Origin of the sequence: Baekduia sp., from assembly GCF_035685985.1 — a bacterium.
In the GTDB taxonomy this organism is placed as follows: Bacteria; Actinomycetota; Thermoleophilia; order Solirubrobacterales; family Solirubrobacteraceae; genus Baekduia.
Map to the genome: position 1 here is coordinate 1 of NZ_DASRZV010000009.1, position 21,116 is coordinate 21,116.

The following is a 21,116-nucleotide window of genomic DNA, read 5'->3' on the forward strand; positions in this document are numbered from 1 at the left end:
CGGCGACGGGCGACACAACCCCGCCAGGTCACAAAGACAGGCGCTTTACGAGTCAGCCCGCCGCCCTCCCGGAACCCAACAACCCCAAGCGGACACCACCACCATCCGCATCACCAAGCCTGACACTGAGGCGCTTTTCAGGTTGATGATGTTGCCGATCGCTAGACGGCGACCAGGACCCGCGGCTTGATGGCGCTGGCGCCCTCCAGGCCGCGCATGAGGCAGTGGGCGACCATCGCCTGCGCCGAGGTGCGGGTGTCGCCGTCGTCCTCGGGCTCGTCGGGGAGCAGCTTGTCCTGGTCGGAGGCGCAGTCCAGCAGACACGCCAGCTCGTCCATCTCCAGGAACGTGCGCTTGGGCTTGGGGAACCCGGACCCGCATGCGCTTGCCGCGCGCGGGTTGGCGTCCAGGTACTCGTCCTCGGCGGCCTCGTCCAGGATGATCGCCAGCGCGGTCGATCAGCTTGCGCATCGACGCGGGACCCAAGGGCTTCAACTTGCGACCATGGCAGTCACGGAGGTCAGCGCCCGCCTCCAGCGCTTCGCGCAGCTCGGCCGCCTCGCGCATCTTGTAGGCCTTGAACTCCTTGCAGAGCTTGCGGTCGACAAGATCCCGAGGCGGGCGCGCCGCTCACTAGGCGCGTTCGTCGTCGCGGGCGGATGCGCCGGACAGGCTCTCCTTTTGAACTCGCGCATGCCGCTGCCGAGCGACTTGCCCGCTTCGGGCAGCTTCTTGGGGCCGAGGACGACCAGCGCGATGACGAGGATGATCAACATCTCGGGGACGCCGATGGGCATGTTCTTGATCTCCTTCTTCTAGCTCTTGATGAAGCCGGTGCCCTGGACGGCGGCCAGGACCTGCGACTTGGTGAGCGAGGGGTTGAACGCGGCGGGCGCCGGGTTCTGGTGGGCGATCTGGCGGATCCAGGCGGCGTGGCGGGCCTCGACCGGGTGGATCGACAGCGCGGCCTTGAACACGGCCTGGCTCTTGATGAACGCGGCCTGGCCCTGGTAGGCCTGCACGCCGGTGTCCTCCAGCGTGATCGCGGTGGCGGTGAACGCCGCCTGGGACTGCACGGCCGAGCCGAAGTCGAACGACGGCTTCTTGACCGCGGCGCTGCCGAGCATCTTCTTCAGCGCCGCGACGTGGGCGGCCTCGTGGGCGTGGACGGTCCGCGCGAGACGCTTGTGCTCACCGGTGAGCCCCGCGTGCTTGAGCGCCGCAGCGTAGAACGCCGTCTCCAGGTACTCCAGTGTGAGCGCGAAGTTCGCGATCGCGACGTCACCCTTGGGCGTCGCTGCCATCGCGCCGGAGGTCAGGCCGGGCACCATCGCGCCCGCCGCGACCGCGCCGCCGGCGGCGATCCCCGACCGGCGCAGGAACGCCCGGCGCGAGTGGCGCTGCGCCTCGGCCGCCGTCTCGGCCAGCGCGCCGTCGGTGTCGTAGTCCAGCACGGCGGTCAGGTCGACCCGGGGCTTCTGGTTCATGAACAACATGTCTTGATCTCCAGGTCGAGGGCTAGGACTTGATGAAGCCGGTCTTCTTGACGGCGGCCAGGATGGCCTCCATCGAGTGCGGCGTGCTGAACGCCGCCGGCGCGGGCTTGACCGTCTTGCCGGCGCCGAGCAGGTCGCGGACCCACGCGGCGTGCCGGGCCTCGACGGCCAGGATCGCCGCCGCCGGCCCGAGCACCGCGTTCTGGTGGATGCGCGGCGCCTGGCCCTGGTAGGCCGCGACGCCCGTGTCCTCCAGCACCTTGGCGGTGCGCAGGAACGTCTTCCACTGCTTGGTGGTGCCCTTGAAGTCAAAGCTCGGCGACGCCACCGCCTTGGACCCCAGCACCGACTTCAGCGTCGCGACGTGCGTCGCCTCGTGCGACGCGACCGTCGCGGCGAACGTCCCCACCGCGCCCGAGTAGATCCCACGGTTGACGGCCTCGCGGTAGAACGCGGCCTCCAGGTACTCCAACGTCAACGCGAAGTTGAGGATCTTGACGTCCTGCGCCTTGCTGCCACCCTCGCGCGCCCCGGCCGTCCCACCGAAGAACGACGGCACCAGCGCCGCCGCGACGCCCAGCCCACCGGCCGCCGCGCCCGAACGCCGGAAGAACGACCCGCGCGTCGCGCCGGCTTCCTCCAGCCCGGCGACCGCCTCGGCGACCGCCTCGTCGCCGTCGAACTCGACGACGGAGATCTGATCCATGTTCATGGTCTTGGCTCCTTTCGCCTCTACGGCTGGAGGTCGCCCTTGACGAGGTCCAGGCCGGAGACCGTCTTGATGGTCTTGTTGAACGTGTAGGCCGGGTTGAAGGCGTTGGGGATGGGGTCCGCCGTGGCGTCGATGCCCTTCAACTTGACCAGCGCCGCGGCGTAGGCGGCGTGGTTGGCCTCGACCGAGTGGATCGACAGCGCGGCCTTGACGATCGCCAAGTTGTTCAGGTAGGGCCCGGCGCCCGCGTAGGCGGCGGTGCCGACCGGCTCGATCGCCGCGGCGGTCTTCATGAACGTGTTCTGGTCGGCCAGCAGCTTGCCGACCGTGGCGGTGTTGATCTCCGGCGGCTTGACCGCGGCCTTGCCGAGGACCTTCTTGAGCGCCGTGACGTGCGCGGCCTCGTGGGCGGCGACGGTCTTGGCGAACGCGTTGATGTCGGCGTCGGGGTAGTTGGCCTGCACCGCGGCGGCGTAGAACGCGGCCTCCAGGTACTCCAGCGTCAGCGCGTAGTTGCCGATCTTGACGTCGTTGGCGTTGGCCTTGCCGCGCCGGATCGACTTCGACCCCGAGGTCGAGTAGGCGCCCTTCTGCCCCGCGGTCGCCGAGGCGAACGCGTCCAGCGGCGACAGCAGCGCGTTGAGCCCGAAGACCGCCGCGCCACCGATCCCCGCGTTGCGCAGCATCTGGCGCCGCGTCCCGCTCGGGTCCCACGCGCCCGCGTCATCTGCGGCCTGCCGGAGGTCGCCGGAGCGGTCCAGCTGATCGATGTCGATGTTCGTCATGTCCGGTCTTGCGCGGCCGGGCGGCGGACAGATCACCCATTTGCGGTCAACACCGCCGACTTGGCACGCCGGCCGCCGCGTTCGTCCGCGCGCGAGCGCTTAGGGCAGATCCGCGTTTGCCGCGGCGGTCCCGGTGGGGATCGCGCTGCCGCTCGGCGGTTCGTCGGTGACCATGATGCGATCAGCGTCGCTGATCTTCTCCGGGATGCTCACTTAGGCACGTCCGTCCGGCCGGACGGCGAACAGCGCGTGCGTCGCACGCGGCTGTCCCCGCGCCGGACGAGCCACACTTCGTAGACGCGGCCGTCGGGCGGGTTCGGCATCCCGGCCAGGCGCAGGACGGCATGACCATCGCGGTCTACGGGGACCGCGACGCGCGCGCCAGAGGTGGTCGCCATACCGGTGATCGTCCGCGCGCCGCCGCCTCGGTCAATCAGGCCGACCACCATCAGTGCCAGCGCCGCCGCGCCGGCACGCCGGCCTCCACGAGCTCGAGGTCGGCATCGCCCGGCGACATCGTGGTGTCGTCCATCATGCTCCAGCATTTCGTAGATGCCGACGACATCGGCGCAGGCTCACCGCCCGAGGGCACGGCGCGTTCGGCCGAGTCCGAGACCGCACGCCCACGCGCGGGCCGATAGGGAAGGCGCCGCGTCGGCCTCCTCTCCGTCTTCGAGGTCCGTTCCGGGGACGGGAGCCGACTCCAACACGCCGACGCCGCGGACCAGGTCCGCGGCGTCTCGCCGCATCCGTGCGGGGCGGTTGGTCATCCCGTGGCGCGAACGGCGTCGCCCAGCGTCATGTCGGGGTGGTTGGCGCAGATGTAGTTGATGTTCGGGCGGCCGAGCGGCGTGACCGCGTTGCCGGCGTGCAGGTCGGCGGCGACGCTGCTGACGCCCTCGTCCTGCTGCTGCTGTCCGGCCTTCAGGAAGGACTCGCAGCTGGTGTCGGCGTTGAGCTTGGTGCCGCACCCGGCGAGCGGGATGGCGGCGACGGCGAGTCCGGCGATGGCGAGCGTGCGCAAGTACATGATGATGCTCCTCGGGCGGGTGGATTCGGACCGAACGGAGCGGGCTCCGTCCCGTAAGACGAATCTCCCGCGCCACGGGCCCGCCCGCATCCACCCAAAGGTGTCGTTCCCCGCCCCTCAGGGCGGAGCCGGAAGCCACCTATGGCGGATGGACGCCGCCACCCACGCCCGGGAGGCTGCCGATCGACAACACTCATCGGTCGCGCCACCAGGGCGCGAGGAGGACGACTCACATGGACATCATCATCGACATCTTCGACTTCATCTTCGAGGAGCTGCCGCGCCGCGTCGCCGTTGGCATCTGCGCCACGATCGGCACGCTCGTCGCGATCGTCGGCTTCGCGGTCCGAGGCCACTACCACCGGACCTACGAGGCCTGTCACACGACCACGGGCCAGATGGCCCAAGCGTTCAGCAACGTCGCCTCGAGCAGTTGCTCGACCGCCAACCTGATGACCAAGGGCGGCCTCATCGTCGGCCTGCTCGGCGCCGTCGTCGCCGGGATCATGCTGCTGTGGCTGTTCAAGCTGCTGGTCGAGCCGCCACAGGCCGCGACGGAGTGATCGATCCGCTCACGTCATGACAGGGACGGCCGGTCGGGCGCATGGTGGAGATCAGGCGTCCTCGGCGTCCGGCGCCTTGGCCACCACCTTGCCCCACAGCGGAAACCGGGCGTGAGCCGGAGCCACTCTGCTCGGCGGCGCTGCCGGGGCGCGCGCCCCAGGCATGGACGCGCCCGTCGTGGGCGTGCTCACTCAGGAGCGCGACGAGATCGGCGTCCAGCCCCTGCAACTGGTCGAGCGGCACGCCGGACAGCAGGGAACGCTCGTGGTGGCGCTGGGCCTGCGCTCCGGCGGCGGTGAACCAGAAGAGCTTGCCATCGTCCTCAGCGGGTTCTGCCTCGTTCACGCTGCGGACTGTTGCGATCCCTCACGCTTGCGACGCACGACCTAGGTCGACCACCCGGAGACCACCGCCCGGAGGCCGTTGGCGCTGGTCAGGCTCGGTGCCCCGTCAGGGCAGCTGTTGCCGATCGTGAGGGTGCCGCCGACGGCCGCGGCGCTGTAGACGGTGATGATCTTGCCGAAGCTCGCCGAGAAGGAGATCGAGAACGTCACCGTGTCACCGGGTGTGACCCCGACCGACGAGAACGAGAACTGCGTGTCGCCCGCCGCGGCCGCGTCGGCCGAGGCCCTGGCGGCGCCGTTGACGAAGACCGTCAGGTGCGCGTTGACGCGGCTGTCGGGGTCGATCTGGATCGTCGCGTGGTCCAACGACGCGACGCCGGCGGGCACGGTGAACGTCTGGGTCGCGGTGCCGCCCGGCATGGAGGACGGCGTCCCGGGGTTGCCACGGCACATCGCCCGGCCGGCGGTGGCGGGACCGTAGTTGCTGTAGGCGTCGACGCGGTGCGGGGGCGGTGGGCTGAACGTGGCCTTGACCGTCTTGGCCGCCGCGGCGTCGGCGGTGATCGTGCACGCACCGACTCCGGAGCAGTCCCCCGTCCATCCGGCGAAGGACCATCCGGCGGCGGGCGTCGGGGTGAGCGTGACGGTGGCGCCGGAGTCGAAGGTGGCGGTGCACGTGGTCGGGCACGCGATCCCGGCCGGGTTGCTGGCGATCGTGCCGCTGCCGGAGACGGTCGCCGTGATCCTGCCCTTGGGCTTCGGCGCCTGCCCCTGCTGATCCCCGCCCTGCGAGCCGCCGCCGGGCTGCGAGCCGGCGACGGGGACCGTGGTCGTGCTGGGCGCGGTCGGCGGGTGGTCGATGGGACGGATCTGGATCGTAACCGCCGTCGGGGCCGGGAGCGCGGTGGCGGTGACGGTCAGCGTCAGGCCGCTGCCGTTCTTGGGGCGCTTGAAGGTGACGGTCGAGAAGGTCTGGCCGTCGACCTGTCCCAGAGCGATCTTGGTGCGCTTCTTGCGGCTGTGGCCGATGCGCTTGGTGCCCAACAGGTCGCCGACGACCCGCCCGGCGCGATCGCGCACCGTCAGCGATCCGAGACCGAACTCGGCGTCCGGGTTGGCCCAGCTGAGCACGACCTCCATGCCCGGGCTGCCCGCGAACAAGGTCCTCGCCGTCCCGGTCCGGGTGCCCGGCGCGGTCACGGTGACCGCGCTCTCGGCCTGGACCTGGTCGCACGTGATGCGCGAGTCGATGTCGTTGATCGTCGACTGCAGGCGGCCGACCTGCACGGCCGGGGTGTCGCCGTCCGCGAGCTTGAGCGGGAAGTACTTCCCGCCGGTGTCGGCGGCGATCTGCTGGAGTCGGTTGGCGTCCTCATCGCTGCCGGCCGGTCCGATGTTCAGGCCGATGACGTAGGTCGGCGGCCCGCCCTGGTGACCGTTGGCGTAGGTCCCGGCGTTGTGACCGCCGTCGGTGAGGAAGATCCGGGCGTCGGCGTCCGGCTGCTCCGCGGCACTCTCCGAGAACGCGGCGTTGTAGTCCGTACCGCCGCTCGCGTTGTCGAGACCCGCCAGGGTCCCGAGCATCATGGCCTGGTTCGGGCCGACCGGTCCCGGGGCGAACAGGGCCTCGGCATCGTCGCCGAACTTGATCGCGCCGAAGACGCGGCTCTGGTTGTCGGGCTTGGTCAACAGCAGCTGCATCGCTTGGGCGCGAATGTTCTCGGGGTCGTTGCTGTCCATCGACCCCGAGTTGTCCAAGATGGTCGCGACGCGGGAAGCGGCCTGGCACTGTCCGCGATGCTGGTTGAGCCAGTGCAGGACCTTGATCGCCATCGCGGTCTGGCCCTCTTTGAGGGGATGGCCCTGCTGCTGATCGCCCGTGATGTCGCCGGGCTTGCCGCCGAGGGCGCGGATCCACGACCACCCCGTGCAAAGCTCGTGGCCCTTCAGCGCGTCGCGCATCGTGACGTAGTCCACGTTGGCGTCGCTCGCCGCGCCGGCGATCGTGGAGTCCAGCGCCGCTTCGAGCTTCTCCAGCCGTTGGAGGGTCGGGCGGTCCAGCCAGCCGCAGTGGAGCTTGACGCGCTTGGCCGACGGGGCGGGAAAGAGATCGGGATATCCGACGACCAGGACCGGGGCGCCGCTCGCCGCGGCTTGGACGTTGCGATAGGTGTTGGCCAGGCGCGTGCGCAGGCTCGGCAGCTCGCCGATGACCTTGTCGACATCGCGAAGGCACTCGTGGGCGCCGAGGAGCCGGCAGTTGCGCAGGTGCTTGGCAAAGCTCACCGGCGCGTCGTTGCCGCCGATGGTCATGACGACCCGGGAGATCGCCGTCGTCCCCGCGATCTGCTTCAGCCTCGTGACCTGGGTCACGTCGTCCGGCGAGGCGTCGTTCTGCGCGGGCCCGCGGTCTCCGGTCTCGGGGATGTTGGCGACCACCGCGCCCGAACAGGCCAGGTGATGGTCGGCCGTCACGCCGATCAGCCTCGGCCAGCCGAGGTCGCTGCGATGGCACTTGTGCTTGCTGCCCTTGACGTCGGTGTCCCGGTCGTAGGGAGCCGAGCCCTCGCCAGAGGAGTAGGAGTCGCCCAAGGACACGATCACGCCCGCCCGCGCCTGCGGCGCCCAGCACGCGAGCAGGACGCCGAGCAGCACGAGCAGCACCGACCGCGCCAGGCGGAGCGTGGATCCGCTCGGAGACGTGACGAGCTCGTGGCCGGCCGGGCGAGACATCGCGCGAAGCTACACGCGATCCCGAGCGTCGAGAAGCGGTCCTGACCGGTCGACCAGGGTCACCGGGAAGCGCCCCGAGCTGGGCTCAAGGGCGAGGTTTGCACCCCGGCACCCGGACACGATCAAGATCCACCGGCGGACCATCCACGGCCCGGTACGCTACGCGCCGCTATGCGTGAGATCAGCGGTGGCAACCTTCACGCGGTCTTCAGCGATCCGTTGGCCCGACACTCGGCCACGCCGTCCGAGCTGCAGGCGCTCATGGTCGCCGAGCGCGACGGCACGCCGTTCCTGGCGTTGCGCGATGCCGATCACCGCCTCCGTCTGCTCACCTTGGATGCCGCGCGACAACGTGTCGTCACGATCGGCCGACGGCCCGACTCGGACGTCGCCGTCGCCTGGGACGGGGAGGTCTCCGGCCTTCACGCCGAGCTGACCGGTGCCGGCGACACCTGGACGATCAGCGACGACGGCCTCTCCACGAACGGCACCTACCTCAACGGCCAACGCGTCTCCCGCCGCCGGCGGCTGAGCGATGGCGACCGCATCCGCGCCGGGAAGACGGTCATCGCGTTCAACGCGCCTGCCGCGCGCCCCGTCCCGCCCACGCTCGTCGTCGGCCTCGACGGCGACCTCGACGTCAGCCCGGCCCAGAAGCGCGTGCTGGTCGCGCTGTGCCGCCCCTATCTGACCGGCGGCTCGAGCTACGCCGCGGCCGCCAGCAACCAGCAGATCGCCGCGGAGATCTTCCTCAGCCTCGACGCGGTCAAGACGCACCTGCGCGCGCTGTTCGCGAAGTTCGAGCTCAACGATCTCCCGCAGAACCAGAAGCGCGCGAAGCTCGCCGAGACGGCGCTGCAGCTCGGGATCGTCTCGGTCGCCGACCTCGAGCGCTAGTGGACGGCCGAGGACTCGACGCCGCGGGGAACGACGGATCGCCGACCTGGCGCCGCGGCGACCGCGAGTACCTCGTCAGCGGCCGGCTGCGCTGACCCGGGGCGGGTGTCGCCGTCTTCACCCCGAAGGTGGCTGGGAGCCCCGGCCCGCCCTGCCCATGATGGCGCCATCCACCCGCGCCGAGCCCTCGGCGCTCCGACCGAAAGGCACCGTCATGACCTCGCCCCTCGTCCTCGGCCACCCCACCGTGCTCCGCTCGCGCATCGCGCTCGCCACGCTGACGGTGGCGGCGGCCCTCGTGACCGGCCTCGCGCACCCGCCCGGCGCCGGCGCCGCGCCGGTCATCATCAAGCTGAACAACAACCCGTGCTACCTGCCGAGGACGTCGCTCACGCATTGGAAGGTCGCCGTCGACATCGCCGGCACCTTCGAGAGCGGGCCCAGCCGGACGCTGCGCGTGGACCTCCCGCCGGGCAGCCACCGCTTCACCATCGCCACGTGGTGCGGTCCGTTCGCCGGACGTGGCGCGTCCGGCGGGCGATGGATCTACAGCACCGGCGTCACGCATGCCAGCTTCTGGGCCGGCGTGTTCGCCTGAGCGGAGCTGCTCGGAACCCCTGAACTATCGGGGAGGGCGTGTGGTTGACCGTGGCTCCGCCGCTTGCCTAGGGTGGCGGAGCCGCGGCCCTGGAGGCGCCCGCCCGACTCGACGTCGTCCGTTGCCCGCGCCCGCACCCTCTGCCCACGTCGCCCGAACCCTGACGGCGACGATCGCCTCCGTGCTCCTGGTGTGCGCCGTCATGGCCGCGGCGGGAACCGCGCGCGCCGACGAGTTGGCGCCGCCTCCCGGCAAGGTCTACGCCGGCCTGGCCGGCGCCAACCCGGCGGGCTGGTGGACGCGGGCCGCCGGCAAGCACCCGCCCGTCCTTCAGCAGTTCGTCGAATGGGGAGGGCGGTCGGACTGGGCGTTCCGTCGCGCGGCGGCGGCCCGCTCGCGGCCGATGCTCTCGATCTCGACCGGCACGCTGGCCCACGAGCAGATCACCCCGCGGGCCATCGCGCTCGGCGACGGCGACTCCTACCTGCTGCGCCTCAACACCCAGATCGCGCAGTTCGGCCCGACCTACGTCCGGATCATGCCCGAGATGAACGGCAACTGGAACCCGTACTGCGCGTACTCGGCCAACGGCCGCTCGCGCGGGGCCTCGCACTCGACCGCCAACTTCCGCCGGGCCTGGAAGCGCTCGGTGCTGATCATGCGCGGCGGTCCCGTGACGCGGATCGACCACGAGCTGCACCGGCTCGGGTTGCCCGCCGTCCGCGGGCGCCAGGCCGACGACACGCTCCCGGAGGTGCCCGTGTCGTTCCTGTGGGTCCCCCAGACGGCGGGCAACCCGAAGACGGCCGCCAACAGCGCCCAGGCCTACTGGCCGGGCGACAAGTACGTGGACTGGGTCGGCACCGACTTCTACTCCAAGTTCCCCAACTACCGAGACCTCGAGACCTTCTACCGGCACTTCCACACCAAGCCGGTCGTCTTCGGCGAGTGGGCCCTCTGGGGCTCGGACTCGGCGGCGTTCGTCGCGCGCCTGTTCGCGTGGGCACACCATCACCCGCGGGTCCAGATGATGATCTACAACCACGGCAACCGTCCCGACGGCCCGTACGTGCTGCGCCGCTATCCACACGCCGCCCGCGAGATCCGCAAGCTCGTGCGCACCAGCCGCTTCGTGGCGTTCACGCCGGAGTTCGCCCGCGACACCAGCGCGACGCCCATCACGCCGCCGCGTCAGGGCATCGACACGACCGCCGGGAAGGTCACCGGCAGTGTCCTCGTCCGCGCCGCCGACGGCACCACCACGCCGCTGACGCCGGGCTCCGCCGTGCCCATGGGCACGCTGCTGGACACCCGGCACGGCTCGGTCCAGCTGTTCGCGGCGGTCGGTCGCAAACCCAAGGACACCATCTTCGGGTTCTTCTCCCAGGGCCTCTTCACCCCGGGTCAGGCACGGAGCTCCGCGGTGGTCTCCGTCCTCCTCGCCCGTCCCGACTCCTGCCCGGCCAAAGCGCGCGCCCGAGCCAGCGCGCTGGCGACCGTGAGCGTCAACACCGTCCGCGTGCGCGAGCGCCACGCCAAGGCCAGGAAGAAGCGCAAGCCACGCGGCGGGTTCCACACCATCGGTGGGTACTCGTCGGCGGCGGCCCTCGGCACCGACTGGCTGACGACCGAGGCCTGCGACAGCACGACCACGGTCGTGCGCCAGGGCATCGTCGCCGTGCACGACCTCGTCACGGGCCAGACGGTGACCCTGCACGCGGGCGGTCGATATGAGGCACACCGCTGAGCGATGGACGACGCCCGCGCTCGCAGAGCCTCGTGGCGGAGCGCGCTCGCCCTCGTGCCGGCGCTCGCGCTCCCGGCGGTGGTCGGAGCGGTCCTCGGCCTGACGGGTGCCCCGGCGCGGCTCGAGTTGGAGACCGTGCGAGCGCGCTTCGCCGTGCGGGGCACCGAGCCACCGCCGTCCGACGTCGTCCTCGTCGCGATCGATCGCGAGTCGCTCACCGCGCTGGGCTCCTCGTGGCCGCTGCCACGCATCGAGCACGCGCGCGCGATCGACCGGCTGACCGCCGACGGGGCGCGCGCGATCGCCTATGACGTCGAGCTCCCCGCCGAGGGGACGACCGCGGCGGCGCGGCGTGACAGCGCCGCGGTCCGCGCGGCGGCCCGTCGGGCCGGGAACGTGGTCTTCGCCGCCTTCGCACCCGACGCGCGCGGGCGGACCAACGTCCTCGCGCCCGCCGGAGAGCTCTCGTCGATGCGCACGGGGTTCTCCGGCTTCCGCACGGAGAACGGCCTGCCCGCCGGCACCGTGCCGATCGCGGTCGGCGGCCTGGCGAGCCTGTCGGCCACCGTCGCTCGCGCCGTGGGCGTGCGCCTCCCGTCGGACCTCCCCGACGGGGAGGCGCGGATCGCCTTCGCGGGGCCGCCCGGGACGGTCTCCCGCGTCCGCTTCAGCGACCTGCTCGCCGGCCACGTGCCGTCGGCGGCGATCCGCGGCAAGATCGCGGTCGTCGCCGCGACCGACCCCGGCGTCAAGGACGTGTTGGCCACCGTGGCACCCGGAGGCGACACCATGGCCGGCGGCGAGGTCCAGGCCAACGCGATCTCCACCTGGCTGCGCGGCGTGCCGCTGCGCTCCGCGCCGTGGTGGCTCGACGCCCTGCTGATCGGCGCGATGGCGCTGGCCGTCCCGCTCGCCGCGCTCCGGCTCGGGCGGCGTGGCGCGTTCGCGTCGGCGGTCATCGTCCCCGCCGTCTTCCTCGTGGCGACGCAGGCGCTGTTCGCGATGGGCGTCGTGACGCTCGCGATCGCTCCCCTCGTCGCCTTCGCCCTGTCGGCCGCCGGCGCGCTCGTCCTCGGCCTGTGGCGCGCCGACCGCGCGCACAAGGAGCTCCGCGAGCGCTTCGCCGCCGGGGACGCCGGCGTCGTCGGCCCGCTGCTCGCCCGCCCGGTCGGTGTCACCTCGATCGTCGCCGGCTACCGCATGGAGGAGCTGCTGGCTCGCGGGGGCATGGGCGTCGTCTACCGCGCGGTGCAGCTCACGCTCGACCGTCCCGTGGCGATCAAGCTCATCGCGCCGGAGCGCACCGCCGACCCGGTGTTCCGATCGCGGTTCGCGTTGGAGTCGCGCATCGCGGCGACGATCGAGCACCCGAACGTCATCCCGGTCTACGAGACCGGCGACGACGACGGGCTGCTGTTCATCGCCATGCGCCTGGTGGACGGGGTCGACCTCGCGCGGTTGGTCAACCGTGCCGGGCCGCTGTCGGTGGACGTCGCGGTCGACCTGGTGACGCAAGCAGCCGCCGCGTTGGACGCCGCGCACGCCGGCGGCCTCGTCCACCGCGACGTGAAGCCCGGCAACCTCCTGCTGACCGCGGGCGATCCCGCGCACGTGTACCTGACGGACTTCGGCCTCGCCCGTCATGTCGGCCCGAGCACCGGGCTGACCCAGCCCGACGCGTGGGTCGGGACCCTCGACTTCCTCGCGCCCGAGCAGCTGCGCGGCGATCCGGTCGACGGACGCGCCGACGTGTACGCGCTGGCCGGCGTCCTGCACTTCTGCCTGACCGGACGCGCGCCGTTCGAGGGCGAGAACGCGGCGACGACGATGTGGGGCCATCTCAACGCTCCGCCACCGCGCGCCGGCGCCGTGGCGCCCGGCGTGCCCGAGGCGCTGGACGACGCGCTCGTCGCGGGGCTCGCCAAAGACCCGGCGGACCGCCCGGCGAGCGCCCGCGCGTTCGCCGGGCTCGTGGTCGCCGCGGCCGGGCACCTCCGATCGGCGCCCCCGCCGCGTGCGCCCGTGGCGGCGCCACCGCCCGTCGGCGGCCCGACGATCGCCTCCTCCGACGCGGAGGTGTAGGTCGCCCCACCCCTGTGGGCGATTTCCGGCGGCGACGCGACGGGCGACAGTGCGGCTCATCCCACCTATCCGCTCCGGAGGTCACCATGAGCAACAGCACCAACAACCCCACGATGGTCAAGGCGAAGGCGCTGCCGGTCGCCTTCTGCCCCCACTGCGGCGCCCTGACGGCGACCGACGCGAGGTTCTGCAACGCGTGCGGCGAGCAGCCGGCGCCCGAGCCACCGCTCGACCGCACCCCGACGCCGAGCCCGGTGGAGCCGCCGGAGCCGACCGAGTCGACCCGCGAGCGGTCGTTCGTGGCGCCGTCCTCCGCGCGCCGTCGTCCGTGGCTGGTCGGCGCCGCTGCTGCCGCCGCCGTCGCGCTCGTCGGCGTCGGGCTCGCGGCGTTCTGGCCGACGCCCGACCACAGCCCCGAGCAGGCGCGTGCGTCGCTGCGCCTCACCGACGCGAGCACCGGCCAGATCGTCCAGCGTCTGGGCCGCGTCCACGACCTCCACGACCTGCGCGCCGTCGGGCGCGCCGCCCAGGAGCAGGAGGCCGTGCTCGCCGCCGAGGCCGCACGTCTGAGCCCGATCGCCGACAAGGACGCAGGTCGCAAGGCGCTGGCCGTCATCGGCGCCGAGCGGGAGCTGCTCGCCGCGACCTCGCTCGCCCTCCACGTCGACCCCGCGCACATCGACCAGTGGCCTTCGACGCGTGAGCGCATCGAGGCCGCCGGCCTGCGACTGCAGACGACGGTCGCGGCGGCCCGTTCGCTCGGGGCTCCCGCGGCGATCGCCCCACCGGCCACCGCGTTGGCCGCGAGCCTGCAGGCGGACGGCCATCTGGTCACGCACGCCAAGGCGAAGCTGCGCACCTGGCGTCGTGCCTACCGTCGCGCCCGCCGCGCGCAGCGCCGCCGCCTCGCCGCGCTGACGTCCTACGACTCGGCGGTCTCCGGACAGCTGTCGACCTACGACGGCCTGCGCGACGACCTCGACGACTGGGTCTCCGACACCGGCGACGAGACGATCCCCTACGGCCGGGCCTTCGACGAGCTGAACGCCGCCGCCGATCGCCGCAAGGACGTCCGGGACGCGCTCGCCGCGATCAACCCACCTCAACCGCTCGCCGCCGCGCACGCCTCGCTGCTCGCCGTCCTGTCGGACGCGATCGTGGCGATGACGGACGCCGGCGACGCCGCCCAGGAGTGCACGTCCGATCCGTTCTGCTTCGGAGACGACTTCCGCGACACGCCTCAGTGGCGCGCTTTCAACGACGCCTCCCGCCGGATCACCGGCCAGTTCGCCGCGGCCGACCAGCGCTGGGAGCAGGCCGTCGCGCAGATGCGCCACTCGATCGCGCACCGCCGCATGCCGGTCGCTCCGACGGTTTGACCGGTCACACGGTCGAGGTGAAGGGGCGAGCCCCACGGACATCCCGCGGGGCTCGTCGCCGCCGCCCCGTCAGCGCCTCATCCCACCGACGCCCCGCGGAACACCACGTCGCCCCCGACCACCGTCAGCGTCACCGGGTTCGCCGGCAGGTCGTCGGCGCTCAGCTCGACCGGGTCCTCGGCCACGACCGTGAGGTCCGCCAGCCGCCCGGTCCGCAGCGCTCCGAGGCGGTCGTCGCCGACGGTCGCCGCCGGGCGGGTCGTGTAGCCCTCCAGGGCCTGCAGCGCGGTGAGGCCCTGGTCGTCGAAGGCCTCGCGGTTCGGATGCCCGGGCGGGCGGCGCAGGCGGGCGGCGGCCATGCCCTCGCGCCAGTCGTAGCGGGCGACCGGCCAGTCGGAGCCGAGCGTCACGTGCGCGCCGGACTCCCACAGCGAGCGGATCGGGAAGGCGCGGCCGGGCGCGGTGCGCTCGGCGCCCAGGCGGCGCGACCAGTTGTCGCTGCGGTCGGGCTCGATCCACATCATGTGCTGGGCCTGCATCGAGGCGATCACGCCCTCGGCGGCGAAGCGCGGCAGGTCGGACGGCTGGAGCGTCTCGATGTGCTCGATCCGATGGCGCACGCCCGGCGCGGCGCCGGCCTTCTTGTAGGCGTTGAGCGCCTCGTGGACGCCGCGGTCGCCGGTGGCGTGCGTGACGATCTGGAAGCCCTCGGCGGCGAAGAACGACACCGCGCGGAAGTACTTGTCGATGTCGGGCCAGAACGGCGCCAGGCCGTCGCCCTCGGAGTCCTCCTCGAACAGCCAGCCGGTCCCGGTGTCGATGACGCCGTCGATGAACAGCTTGGCGACGCCCATGCGCCAGCGCTCGCCGCGCTCGGTCCGGTGGCGCGCGTAGGCCTCCCAGGTCTCCTCGGGCGTGTCGGGCTGCGACCAGAACGGCATCACCATGCGGGTGACGAGGTCGCCGTTGCCCTCCAGCTCGCGCAGCGTGTCGAGGGTCGCCAGCGTCCCGTCCATCCCGTGCAGGCCGGTGATGCCGGTCGCCGCGAAGCGCCGCAGCTGGTCGGCGAGGATCCCGTAGCGCTCCGCGTCGGTCAGCGCCGGCATCGCCTCGGCCACCAGGTCCATCGCGCCGCGCTCGCGCAGCTCGCCGGTCGGCCGCCCGCCCGCGTCGACCACGATCTCCGCGTGCTCGGCGAACGCCCGCGCGCCGTCGACGCCGGCCAGCTCCAGCGCGCGCGGCGTCGCCAGGGCGGTGTGGAAGTCGATGAACGTCAACAACGCCGGCCCGCCGCCGGCGGCGGCCGCGATCAGCTCGCCGCTGATGCCCGACTCCGCGAACGCGTTGTAGTCCAACCCGTAGCCGAGCACCCACTGGTCCGGCGCGCACTTCGCGCGCTCGGCGGCGACCAGGCGCTGGACGTCGTCCAGCGTGCGCGCGTCCATCAGGTCGGCGCCGCGCGCGTCCAAGGCACCGTGGAACGGATGCACGTGCGAGTCGACGATCCCGGGCAGCACGCAGGCGCCCCGCAGGTCGATCACCTCGGTCGCGGAGCCCACCTCCGCGCGCACCTCCGCGTCGTCGCCCAGCGCGACGATCGCGTCGCCGCGCACGCCCAGCGCGGTGGCCGACGGCAGCTCGGGGTTCAGCGTGCGGACGCGCCCGTTGACGAGCGCGAGGTCCAGCGGGGTCATGCGACGGAGCCCTCTTCGGTCGTGGCGCGCGGACCGCGCGCCGGCTTCCAGCCCGGCCGCGGGACGGAGGCCCGCAGGAGCTGGGTGTACGGTTGCCGCGGGTGGTCGAGCACATCGGCCGTGCCGCCCCGCTCGACGACCTTCCCGCGGTGCATGACGATCACCTCGTCGGTGATCTGCCGCACGACGGCGAGGTCGTGGGAGATCAGGATGTAGGAGATGTCCGTCCGCTCGCGGATGTCGGCCAGCAGGTTGAGGATCTGCGCCTGGATCGAGACGTCCAGGGCCGCGACCGACTCGTCGAGGATGACGACCTGCGGGTCGGCCGCCAGGGCGCGCGCGATCGCGATCCGCTGGCGCTGGCCCCCGCTCAGCGCGCGCGGCCGCGCGCGCAGCTGGCGCTCGTCCAGCCCGACCAGCTCGCCCAGCTCGGCCACCCGCGCCGCCCGCGCGCCCTTGTCCATGTCGGGCCGGTGCAGGCGCAGGACCTCGTCGACCGCCTGCACCGCGCTGTGGCGCGGATCCAGCGACGAGTACGGGTCCTGGAAGACGATCTGGACCTCGCCGCCGCGCCGCCGGCGCTCCTTGGCCCCGCGCGCCGGCGCGGACCGGTCGCGCCCGCAGGCCACGATCGTCCCCGCGGTCGGTGCCTCCAGGCCGACGATCATCTTCGCGACCGTCGTCTTGCCCGAGCCCGACTCGCCGACGATCGCCAGCGACCCCCGGCGCGGCACCGCCAGGTCGACGCCGTCGACCGCCACGACGTCCCCGAACGCCTTGCGCAGGCCCGTCGCCTCCAGGACCAGCTCGTCAGCCATGGTTGACCACCTTCTCCGTCAGACGCCCGCGCAGCTCCTCGGCGCGCGCGCACCGCACCAGCCCGCCGTCCAGCGCCTCGATCGGCGGCCTCGTCGCGCGACAGCGGTCCTGCGCGTATGCGCACCGCGGCGCGAACGCGCAGCCCTCCGGCGCCTCGAACGCGCTGACCGGGCGACCGGGGATCGCGGCCAGCCGGCGCACCGACGCGTCGATCGTCGGCCGCGCGGTCGCCAGCGACGCCGTGTAGGGGTGCAGCGGGTCGTCGTGCAGCTTGGCCGACTCGCGCGTCTCGACGATCGAGCCCGCGTACATCACGCTGGTCCGGTCGCACACCGCGCCCGCCAGCTCGAGGTCGTGCGTGATGAACAACAACGCCATCCCGCGCTCGCGCCGCAGCTCGTCGAGGATCGCCATCACCTCGGCCTGGGTCGTCACGTCCAGCGCGGTCGTCGGCTCGTCGGCCAGCACCAGCCGCGGCTCGGTGAGCAACATGGTGGCGATCATCACGCGCTGCAGCAGGCCGCCCGACAGCTCGTGCGGGTACTGGCCCAGCCGCCGCTCGCCCTCGGGGATCCCGACGTCGGCCAGGGCCGCGACCGCCCGCTTGCGCGCCGTCCCGCGGTCCACGCCGCGCAGCGCGCGCAAGGCCTCCACCATGAAGTCGCCGATCGTCCGCACCGGGTTGACGTGCGCGCGCGGGTCCTGGAAGACCATCGCGACCTCGCCGCGGTAGTCGCGCAGCCCGCCGCCCTTCAGCGCGGCCACGTCCTTGCCGTCGAAGCGGATCGCGCCGTCGGCCTGCGCGCCGGACGGCAGCAGCCGCGCCACCGCCCGCGCGGTCATCGACTTGCCCGAGCCCGACTCGCCGACCAGCCCGACCGCCTCGCCCGCGGCGATCGACAGCGACACGTCGTGCAGGACCGTGCGCAGCTCGCCCTCGACCGGCAGCCGCGCGGCCAGGTGCTCGACCTCCAGCAGCGCGCTCACGCGGCGACCTCCGTGACCGGCGCGACCAGCGGCCAGGGCCGGACGCGCTCGAGCGCGGCGCCGACGCGGAACGGCGTGACGTCGTCGTAGGTCCGGCCCACGAGCTGGACGCCCGTCGGCACGCCGTTGTCGGCGAAGCCCGACGGCACCGCCAGGACCGGGCAGCGCGACATGATGTTGAACACGGGCGTCAGCGACGCGCCGAAGGAGAAGTCGAGGTCGACGTCGCCGACCGTCAGCCCGTGGTCGACGTAGGAGTCCCCCGCGACCAGCCCGCGCGTGCCGACCGTCGGGCAGACGAGCAGGTCGAAGTCCTCCAACAACTCGCCGACCGGCGCGTACAGCTCGGCCTCCAGCGTGTTCTTCTCCATCAACGTCCCACCCTCGGCCCGCTCGGCGAGCTGGTCGGCGAACGCCGCCGCGTAGTCGGTGGCCAGCTCGGGGTGGGCCGCGGTCTCCGCGCCGATCCACGCGCCGAAGCCGAGGTGGAAGTGGATCGACGTCGCGCGCTCGACCTTCGCCCGCGACACCACCAGGTCGACCTCCTCGACGGTCGCGCCCGCGGCGCGCAGCGCCACGGCGACCGCGCGCGTGTTCTCCGCGACCTCCGGGTCGACCGGGAACGACCCGAGGTCGACCGACACCGCGATCCGCATCCCCGTCAGGTCGCCGTCGAACGCCGTCGGCAGCACGTAGGCGGGCCGCAGCGACGCGACGTCGCCCGGATCCGGCCCCGCGACCACGTTCTCGTACAGCGCGGTGTCGGCGACCGTGCGCGCCAGCGGCCCGCAGTGGCAGTAGACGTCCAGGTTGAACGGCGGGTCGACCGGCACCCGGCCGTAGGGCGGCTTGAAGCCGACGACGCCGTTGAACGACGCCGGCACGCGGATCGAGCCGCCGATGTCCGAGCCCGACGCCAGCGTCGTCGTACCGGACGCCAGCGCCGCGCCCGCGCCGCCGCTCGACCCGCCGACCCCGAACGCGGGGTTCCACGGGTTGCGCGTGACCCCGTGCAGGCGCGAGTGCGTGAAGAACGCGCACGAGAACTCCGGCGCGGTCGTGCGCGCATGGACGATCGCGCCCGCGTCGAGCATCCGCCGCGCGAAGGCCGACGAGTGCTCGGCCACGGTGTCCCGGTAGATCAGCGAGCCCTGCGTCCACGGCTGGCCCGCGACCGCCTCCTCCTCCTTGATCGCCAGCGGGATGCCCTCCAGCGCGCGCGGCTCCGCCCCGCCGCGCGCCGCCCAGGCCGTGTAGCGGTCCTCGGCGGCCCGCGCCTCGGCGCGCGCCTGCTCGTAGCGCTCGTGCACGAGCGCGTTGACCGTGCCCTCGACCGCCTCGGCCCGCGCCACCACCGCGTCGAGCAGCTCGACCGGCGACAGCGATCGGTCCCGGAAGCGCGCCAGAGCCTCGGTGGCGGACATGGCGTACAACTCGCTCATCAGCGTCCCTCGGCGTCCTTGGCGGCCAGGCGCTCGCCCAGCAGGTTCACGGCGACGACCACGAGCACGATCGACCCGCCCGCGGTCAGCGACTCCAACGGGTAGCCCTGCAGCACGCCGGCCTGGCCGGTGGAGACCATCACGCCCCAGTCGGCGGTCGGCGGCTGCACGCCCAGCCCGATGTAGGAGATCGCGGCGAAGTCGACCATCGCGTAGCCGAAGGTCAGCGTCGCCTGCGCGACGATCAGCGGCAGCAGGTTGGGCGCGAGGTGGCGCGCGCAGATCGTCCACGCGCCGAGGCCCTGGACCTCGCAGGCCGCGACGTACTCCCGCGCGCGCTCGCGCAGCGCCGCGCCGCGCAGCACGCGGGCGATGTACGGCGTGTAGGCGGCGCCGAGCGCGAGCGTCGGCGCCGTGAGGCCCGCCCCGAAGACCGCGGCGGCCAGCACGGCCAGCAGGATCGCGGGGAACGAGAACATGATGTCGAGGACCGTCGAGATGATGGAGTCGACCCAGCCGCCCGCCCACGCGGCGGCGACCGCCAGCGTCGCGCCGGCCGACACCGAGACGACGACCACCAGCAGCGGCCCGGCCATCGACGTCCGCGCGCCGGTCAGCAGGCGGCTCAGGAGGTCGCGGCCCTGGGAGTCGAAGCCCAGCGCGTGCCCGGACACCGGCCCGACGAACGCGTCGGCCAGGTTGGAGGCGTTGGGGTCCTGCGGCGCCAGCAGCGGGCCGAAGATCGCCAGGAAGACGGCCAGCCCCACGATGGCCGAGCAGACCCAGAACACGACCTGGTGGCCGGCCACGCGACGGCGCCGCGTGCGCACCTGCTCCAGGGCGAAGGATGGGGTGCTCATGCCGCCCGGCTCCCGATCGCGACCCGCGGGTCCAGGAAGGCGTAGAGCACGTCGACGATCGCGTTGGCCACCACGAACGCCGCGACGAAGACCAGCGCGATCCCCTGCACGACCGCGAAGTCCTTCGACAACGCCGCCTGCACGAGCGCGGCGCCGAGGCCGTCGAGCGAGAACGCGCGCTCGACGACCGCCGACAGCGCGATCAGCGAGGTGATCGTGATCCCCACCACCGTCGTCACCGGGATCGCCGCGTTGCGCAGCACGTGGCGGCGCACGACCTGCAGGTACGGGATCCCGCGCGAGACCGCGGTCTCCACGTGCTCGCGGCCCAGCTCGGTGCGAACCGCCACGCGGGTGACGCGCACGACGATCGCCATCGCGCTGAGCGCCAGCGCTATGGCGGGCAGCGTCAGGTGCTTGATGGTGTCCATGCCTCCGTCGCCGCCGCCCAGCGCCGGGAACCACCCCAGGTTGACCGAGAAGACCGACAACAACACGATCGCCGCCACGAACGACGGCACCGCCGCGAAGACCGTGGTGATCGCCACGATCGAGCTGTCGACCGGACCGCGGCGCAGCCCCGCGAGCACGCCGAGCCCGATGCCGAAGACGACGATCAGCAGCGCCGCGTAGAGCACCAGGTCGATCGTCGTCCCGATCCGCGCGCCGATCACCGAGGTGACCGACTCGCGGAACGCGATCGACGTGCCGAGGTCGCCGTGCAGGACGACGTTGCCCAGCCAGTGCACGTAGCGCTCGAGGAACGGGTCGTCGAGGTGGTACTGGGCGCGCAACTGGGCGACGGCCTCCGGCGGCAGGGTGCGGCCGCCGGAGAGCGTCGAGAGCGGGTCGCCCGGCGCGAGGTCCAGCGACGCGAACACCACGAAGCTGGACACGAGCAGCGCCACCACCAGCATCCCGGCACGCCGCGCGACGAACGACCGCAT

At 72.7% G+C, this 21,116-nt stretch carries 22 protein-coding genes; 8 read left to right on the top strand and 14 right to left on the bottom strand.

The window, feature by feature from the left end:
- Window positions 1-161: 161 nt before the first annotated feature.
- The 6 genes from VFG42_RS03590 to VFG42_RS27480 all read right to left on the bottom strand — a co-directional run bounded on the left by VFG42_RS03590 (window position 162) and on the right by VFG42_RS27480 (window position 3,442).
- Window positions 162-338: a hypothetical protein gene (locus VFG42_RS03590; protein ID WP_324905337.1), complete on the bottom strand. Its 177-nt coding sequence runs from the start codon at window positions 336-338 to the stop codon at window positions 162-164.
- 153 nt (window positions 339-491) lie between these two features.
- Window positions 492-797, bottom strand: coding sequence for a twin-arginine translocase TatA/TatE family subunit (locus VFG42_RS27380; protein WP_349260378.1), 306 nt, complete (start codon window positions 795-797; stop codon window positions 492-494).
- Between the two features lie 18 nt (window positions 798-815).
- On the bottom strand, window positions 816-1,496 hold the full coding sequence (locus VFG42_RS03600; RefSeq protein ID WP_324905339.1) for a ferritin-like domain-containing protein: 681 nt from the start codon (window positions 1,494-1,496) through the stop codon (window positions 816-818).
- Between the two features lie 22 nt (window positions 1,497-1,518).
- On the bottom strand, window positions 1,519-2,208 hold the full coding sequence (locus tag VFG42_RS03605; RefSeq protein WP_324905341.1) for a ferritin-like domain-containing protein: 690 nt from the start codon (window positions 2,206-2,208) through the stop codon (window positions 1,519-1,521).
- 20 nt (window positions 2,209-2,228) lie between these two features.
- Entirely contained in the window at window positions 2,229-2,993 is a 765-nt protein-coding gene (locus VFG42_RS03610) for a ferritin-like domain-containing protein (RefSeq protein WP_324905343.1), read from the bottom strand.
- A gap of 209 nt (window positions 2,994-3,202) precedes the next feature.
- Window positions 3,203-3,442, bottom strand: a complete 240-nt coding sequence (locus tag VFG42_RS27480; RefSeq protein ID WP_414642315.1) for an anti-sigma factor — start codon at window positions 3,440-3,442, stop codon at window positions 3,203-3,205.
- Here VFG42_RS27480 and VFG42_RS03615 point away from each other — a divergent pair.
- On the top strand, window positions 3,338-3,634 hold the full coding sequence (locus VFG42_RS03615) for a hypothetical protein (RefSeq protein WP_324905345.1): 297 nt from the start codon (window positions 3,338-3,340) through the stop codon (window positions 3,632-3,634). The genes VFG42_RS27480 and VFG42_RS03615 overlap by 105 nt on opposite strands.
- Before the next feature lie 125 nt (window positions 3,635-3,759).
- On the opposite strand, the gene VFG42_RS03620 is transcribed toward VFG42_RS03615, so the two are convergent.
- On the bottom strand, window positions 3,760-4,023 hold the full coding sequence (locus VFG42_RS03620) for a hypothetical protein (protein ID WP_324905347.1): 264 nt from the start codon (window positions 4,021-4,023) through the stop codon (window positions 3,760-3,762).
- 233 nt (window positions 4,024-4,256) lie between these two features.
- On the opposite strand from VFG42_RS03620, the gene VFG42_RS03625 reads away from it, so the two are divergent.
- Together VFG42_RS03625 and VFG42_RS03630 are read left to right on the top strand one after the other, a co-directional pair.
- Complete coding sequence (locus VFG42_RS03625) at window positions 4,257-4,586, top strand: hypothetical protein (protein ID WP_324905349.1); 330 nt, start codon at window positions 4,257-4,259, stop codon at window positions 4,584-4,586.
- A 163-nt stretch (window positions 4,587-4,749) separates the two neighbouring features.
- A complete protein-coding gene (locus VFG42_RS03630; RefSeq protein WP_324905351.1) occupies window positions 4,750-4,977 on the top strand; it encodes a hypothetical protein in 228 nt (75 codons plus the stop codon).
- Here VFG42_RS03630 and VFG42_RS03635 read toward each other — a convergent pair.
- Window positions 4,974-7,664 carry a GDSL-type esterase/lipase family protein gene (locus tag VFG42_RS03635; protein ID WP_324905353.1) on the bottom strand — a complete coding sequence of 897 codons (2,691 nt, stop codon included), beginning with the start codon at window positions 7,662-7,664 and terminating at the stop codon, window positions 4,974-4,976. The two genes, VFG42_RS03630 and VFG42_RS03635, sit on opposite strands and share 4 nt — an antisense overlap.
- A gap of 171 nt (window positions 7,665-7,835) precedes the next feature.
- Here VFG42_RS03635 and VFG42_RS03640 point away from each other — a divergent pair, with 171 nt between their 5' ends.
- From VFG42_RS03640 to VFG42_RS03660, 5 genes are all read left to right on the top strand, one after another.
- Window positions 7,836-8,561 carry an FHA domain-containing protein gene (locus VFG42_RS03640; RefSeq protein ID WP_324905355.1) on the top strand — a complete coding sequence of 242 codons (726 nt, stop codon included), beginning with the start codon at window positions 7,836-7,838 and terminating at the stop codon, window positions 8,559-8,561.
- Between the two features lie 214 nt (window positions 8,562-8,775).
- Window positions 8,776-9,159 carry a hypothetical protein gene (locus VFG42_RS03645; RefSeq protein ID WP_324905357.1) on the top strand — a complete coding sequence of 128 codons (384 nt, stop codon included), beginning with the start codon at window positions 8,776-8,778 and terminating at the stop codon, window positions 9,157-9,159.
- 181 nt (window positions 9,160-9,340) lie between these two features.
- On the top strand, window positions 9,341-10,906 hold the full coding sequence (locus VFG42_RS03650) for a hypothetical protein (protein WP_324905359.1): 1,566 nt from the start codon (window positions 9,341-9,343) through the stop codon (window positions 10,904-10,906).
- Between the two features lie 54 nt (window positions 10,907-10,960).
- Complete coding sequence (locus tag VFG42_RS03655) at window positions 10,961-12,988, top strand: serine/threonine-protein kinase (RefSeq protein ID WP_324905361.1); 2,028 nt, start codon at window positions 10,961-10,963, stop codon at window positions 12,986-12,988.
- Window positions 12,989-13,074: 86 nt separating this feature from the next.
- Window positions 13,075-14,367, top strand: coding sequence for a zinc ribbon domain-containing protein (locus tag VFG42_RS03660; RefSeq protein ID WP_324905363.1), 1,293 nt, complete (start codon window positions 13,075-13,077; stop codon window positions 14,365-14,367).
- Window positions 14,368-14,444: 77 nt separating this feature from the next.
- On the opposite strand, the gene VFG42_RS03665 is transcribed toward VFG42_RS03660, so the two are convergent.
- Genes VFG42_RS03665 through VFG42_RS03690 form a run of 6 tightly spaced genes read right to left on the bottom strand, consistent with a single transcriptional unit; the run spans window position 14,445 to window position 21,116 of the window.
- Complete coding sequence (locus VFG42_RS03665; protein WP_324905365.1) at window positions 14,445-16,061, bottom strand: amidohydrolase; 1,617 nt, start codon at window positions 16,059-16,061, stop codon at window positions 14,445-14,447.
- Window positions 16,058-16,879 (bottom strand): ABC transporter ATP-binding protein, encoded by an 822-nt coding sequence (locus tag VFG42_RS03670; protein WP_324905367.1) that lies wholly within the window; start codon window positions 16,877-16,879, stop codon window positions 16,058-16,060. The genes VFG42_RS03665 and VFG42_RS03670 overlap by 4 nt, the downstream gene beginning before the upstream one ends.
- The gene (locus VFG42_RS03675; RefSeq protein WP_324905369.1) at window positions 16,872-17,867 is read right to left on the bottom strand and encodes an ABC transporter ATP-binding protein; all 996 of its coding nucleotides are present in this window, start codon (window positions 17,865-17,867) and stop codon (window positions 16,872-16,874) included. Before VFG42_RS03675 ends, VFG42_RS03670 begins: the two co-directional genes overlap by 8 nt.
- Complete coding sequence (locus VFG42_RS03680) at window positions 17,864-19,309, bottom strand: amidase (protein ID WP_324905371.1); 1,446 nt, start codon at window positions 19,307-19,309, stop codon at window positions 17,864-17,866. The genes VFG42_RS03675 and VFG42_RS03680 overlap by 4 nt, the downstream gene beginning before the upstream one ends.
- Window positions 19,309-20,169 carry an ABC transporter permease gene (locus VFG42_RS03685; protein WP_324905373.1) on the bottom strand — a complete coding sequence of 287 codons (861 nt, stop codon included), beginning with the start codon at window positions 20,167-20,169 and terminating at the stop codon, window positions 19,309-19,311. Before VFG42_RS03685 ends, VFG42_RS03680 begins: the two co-directional genes overlap by 1 nt.
- Window positions 20,166-21,116, bottom strand: a complete 951-nt coding sequence (locus tag VFG42_RS03690) for an ABC transporter permease (RefSeq protein ID WP_324905376.1) — start codon at window positions 21,114-21,116, stop codon at window positions 20,166-20,168. Before VFG42_RS03690 ends, VFG42_RS03685 begins: the two co-directional genes overlap by 4 nt.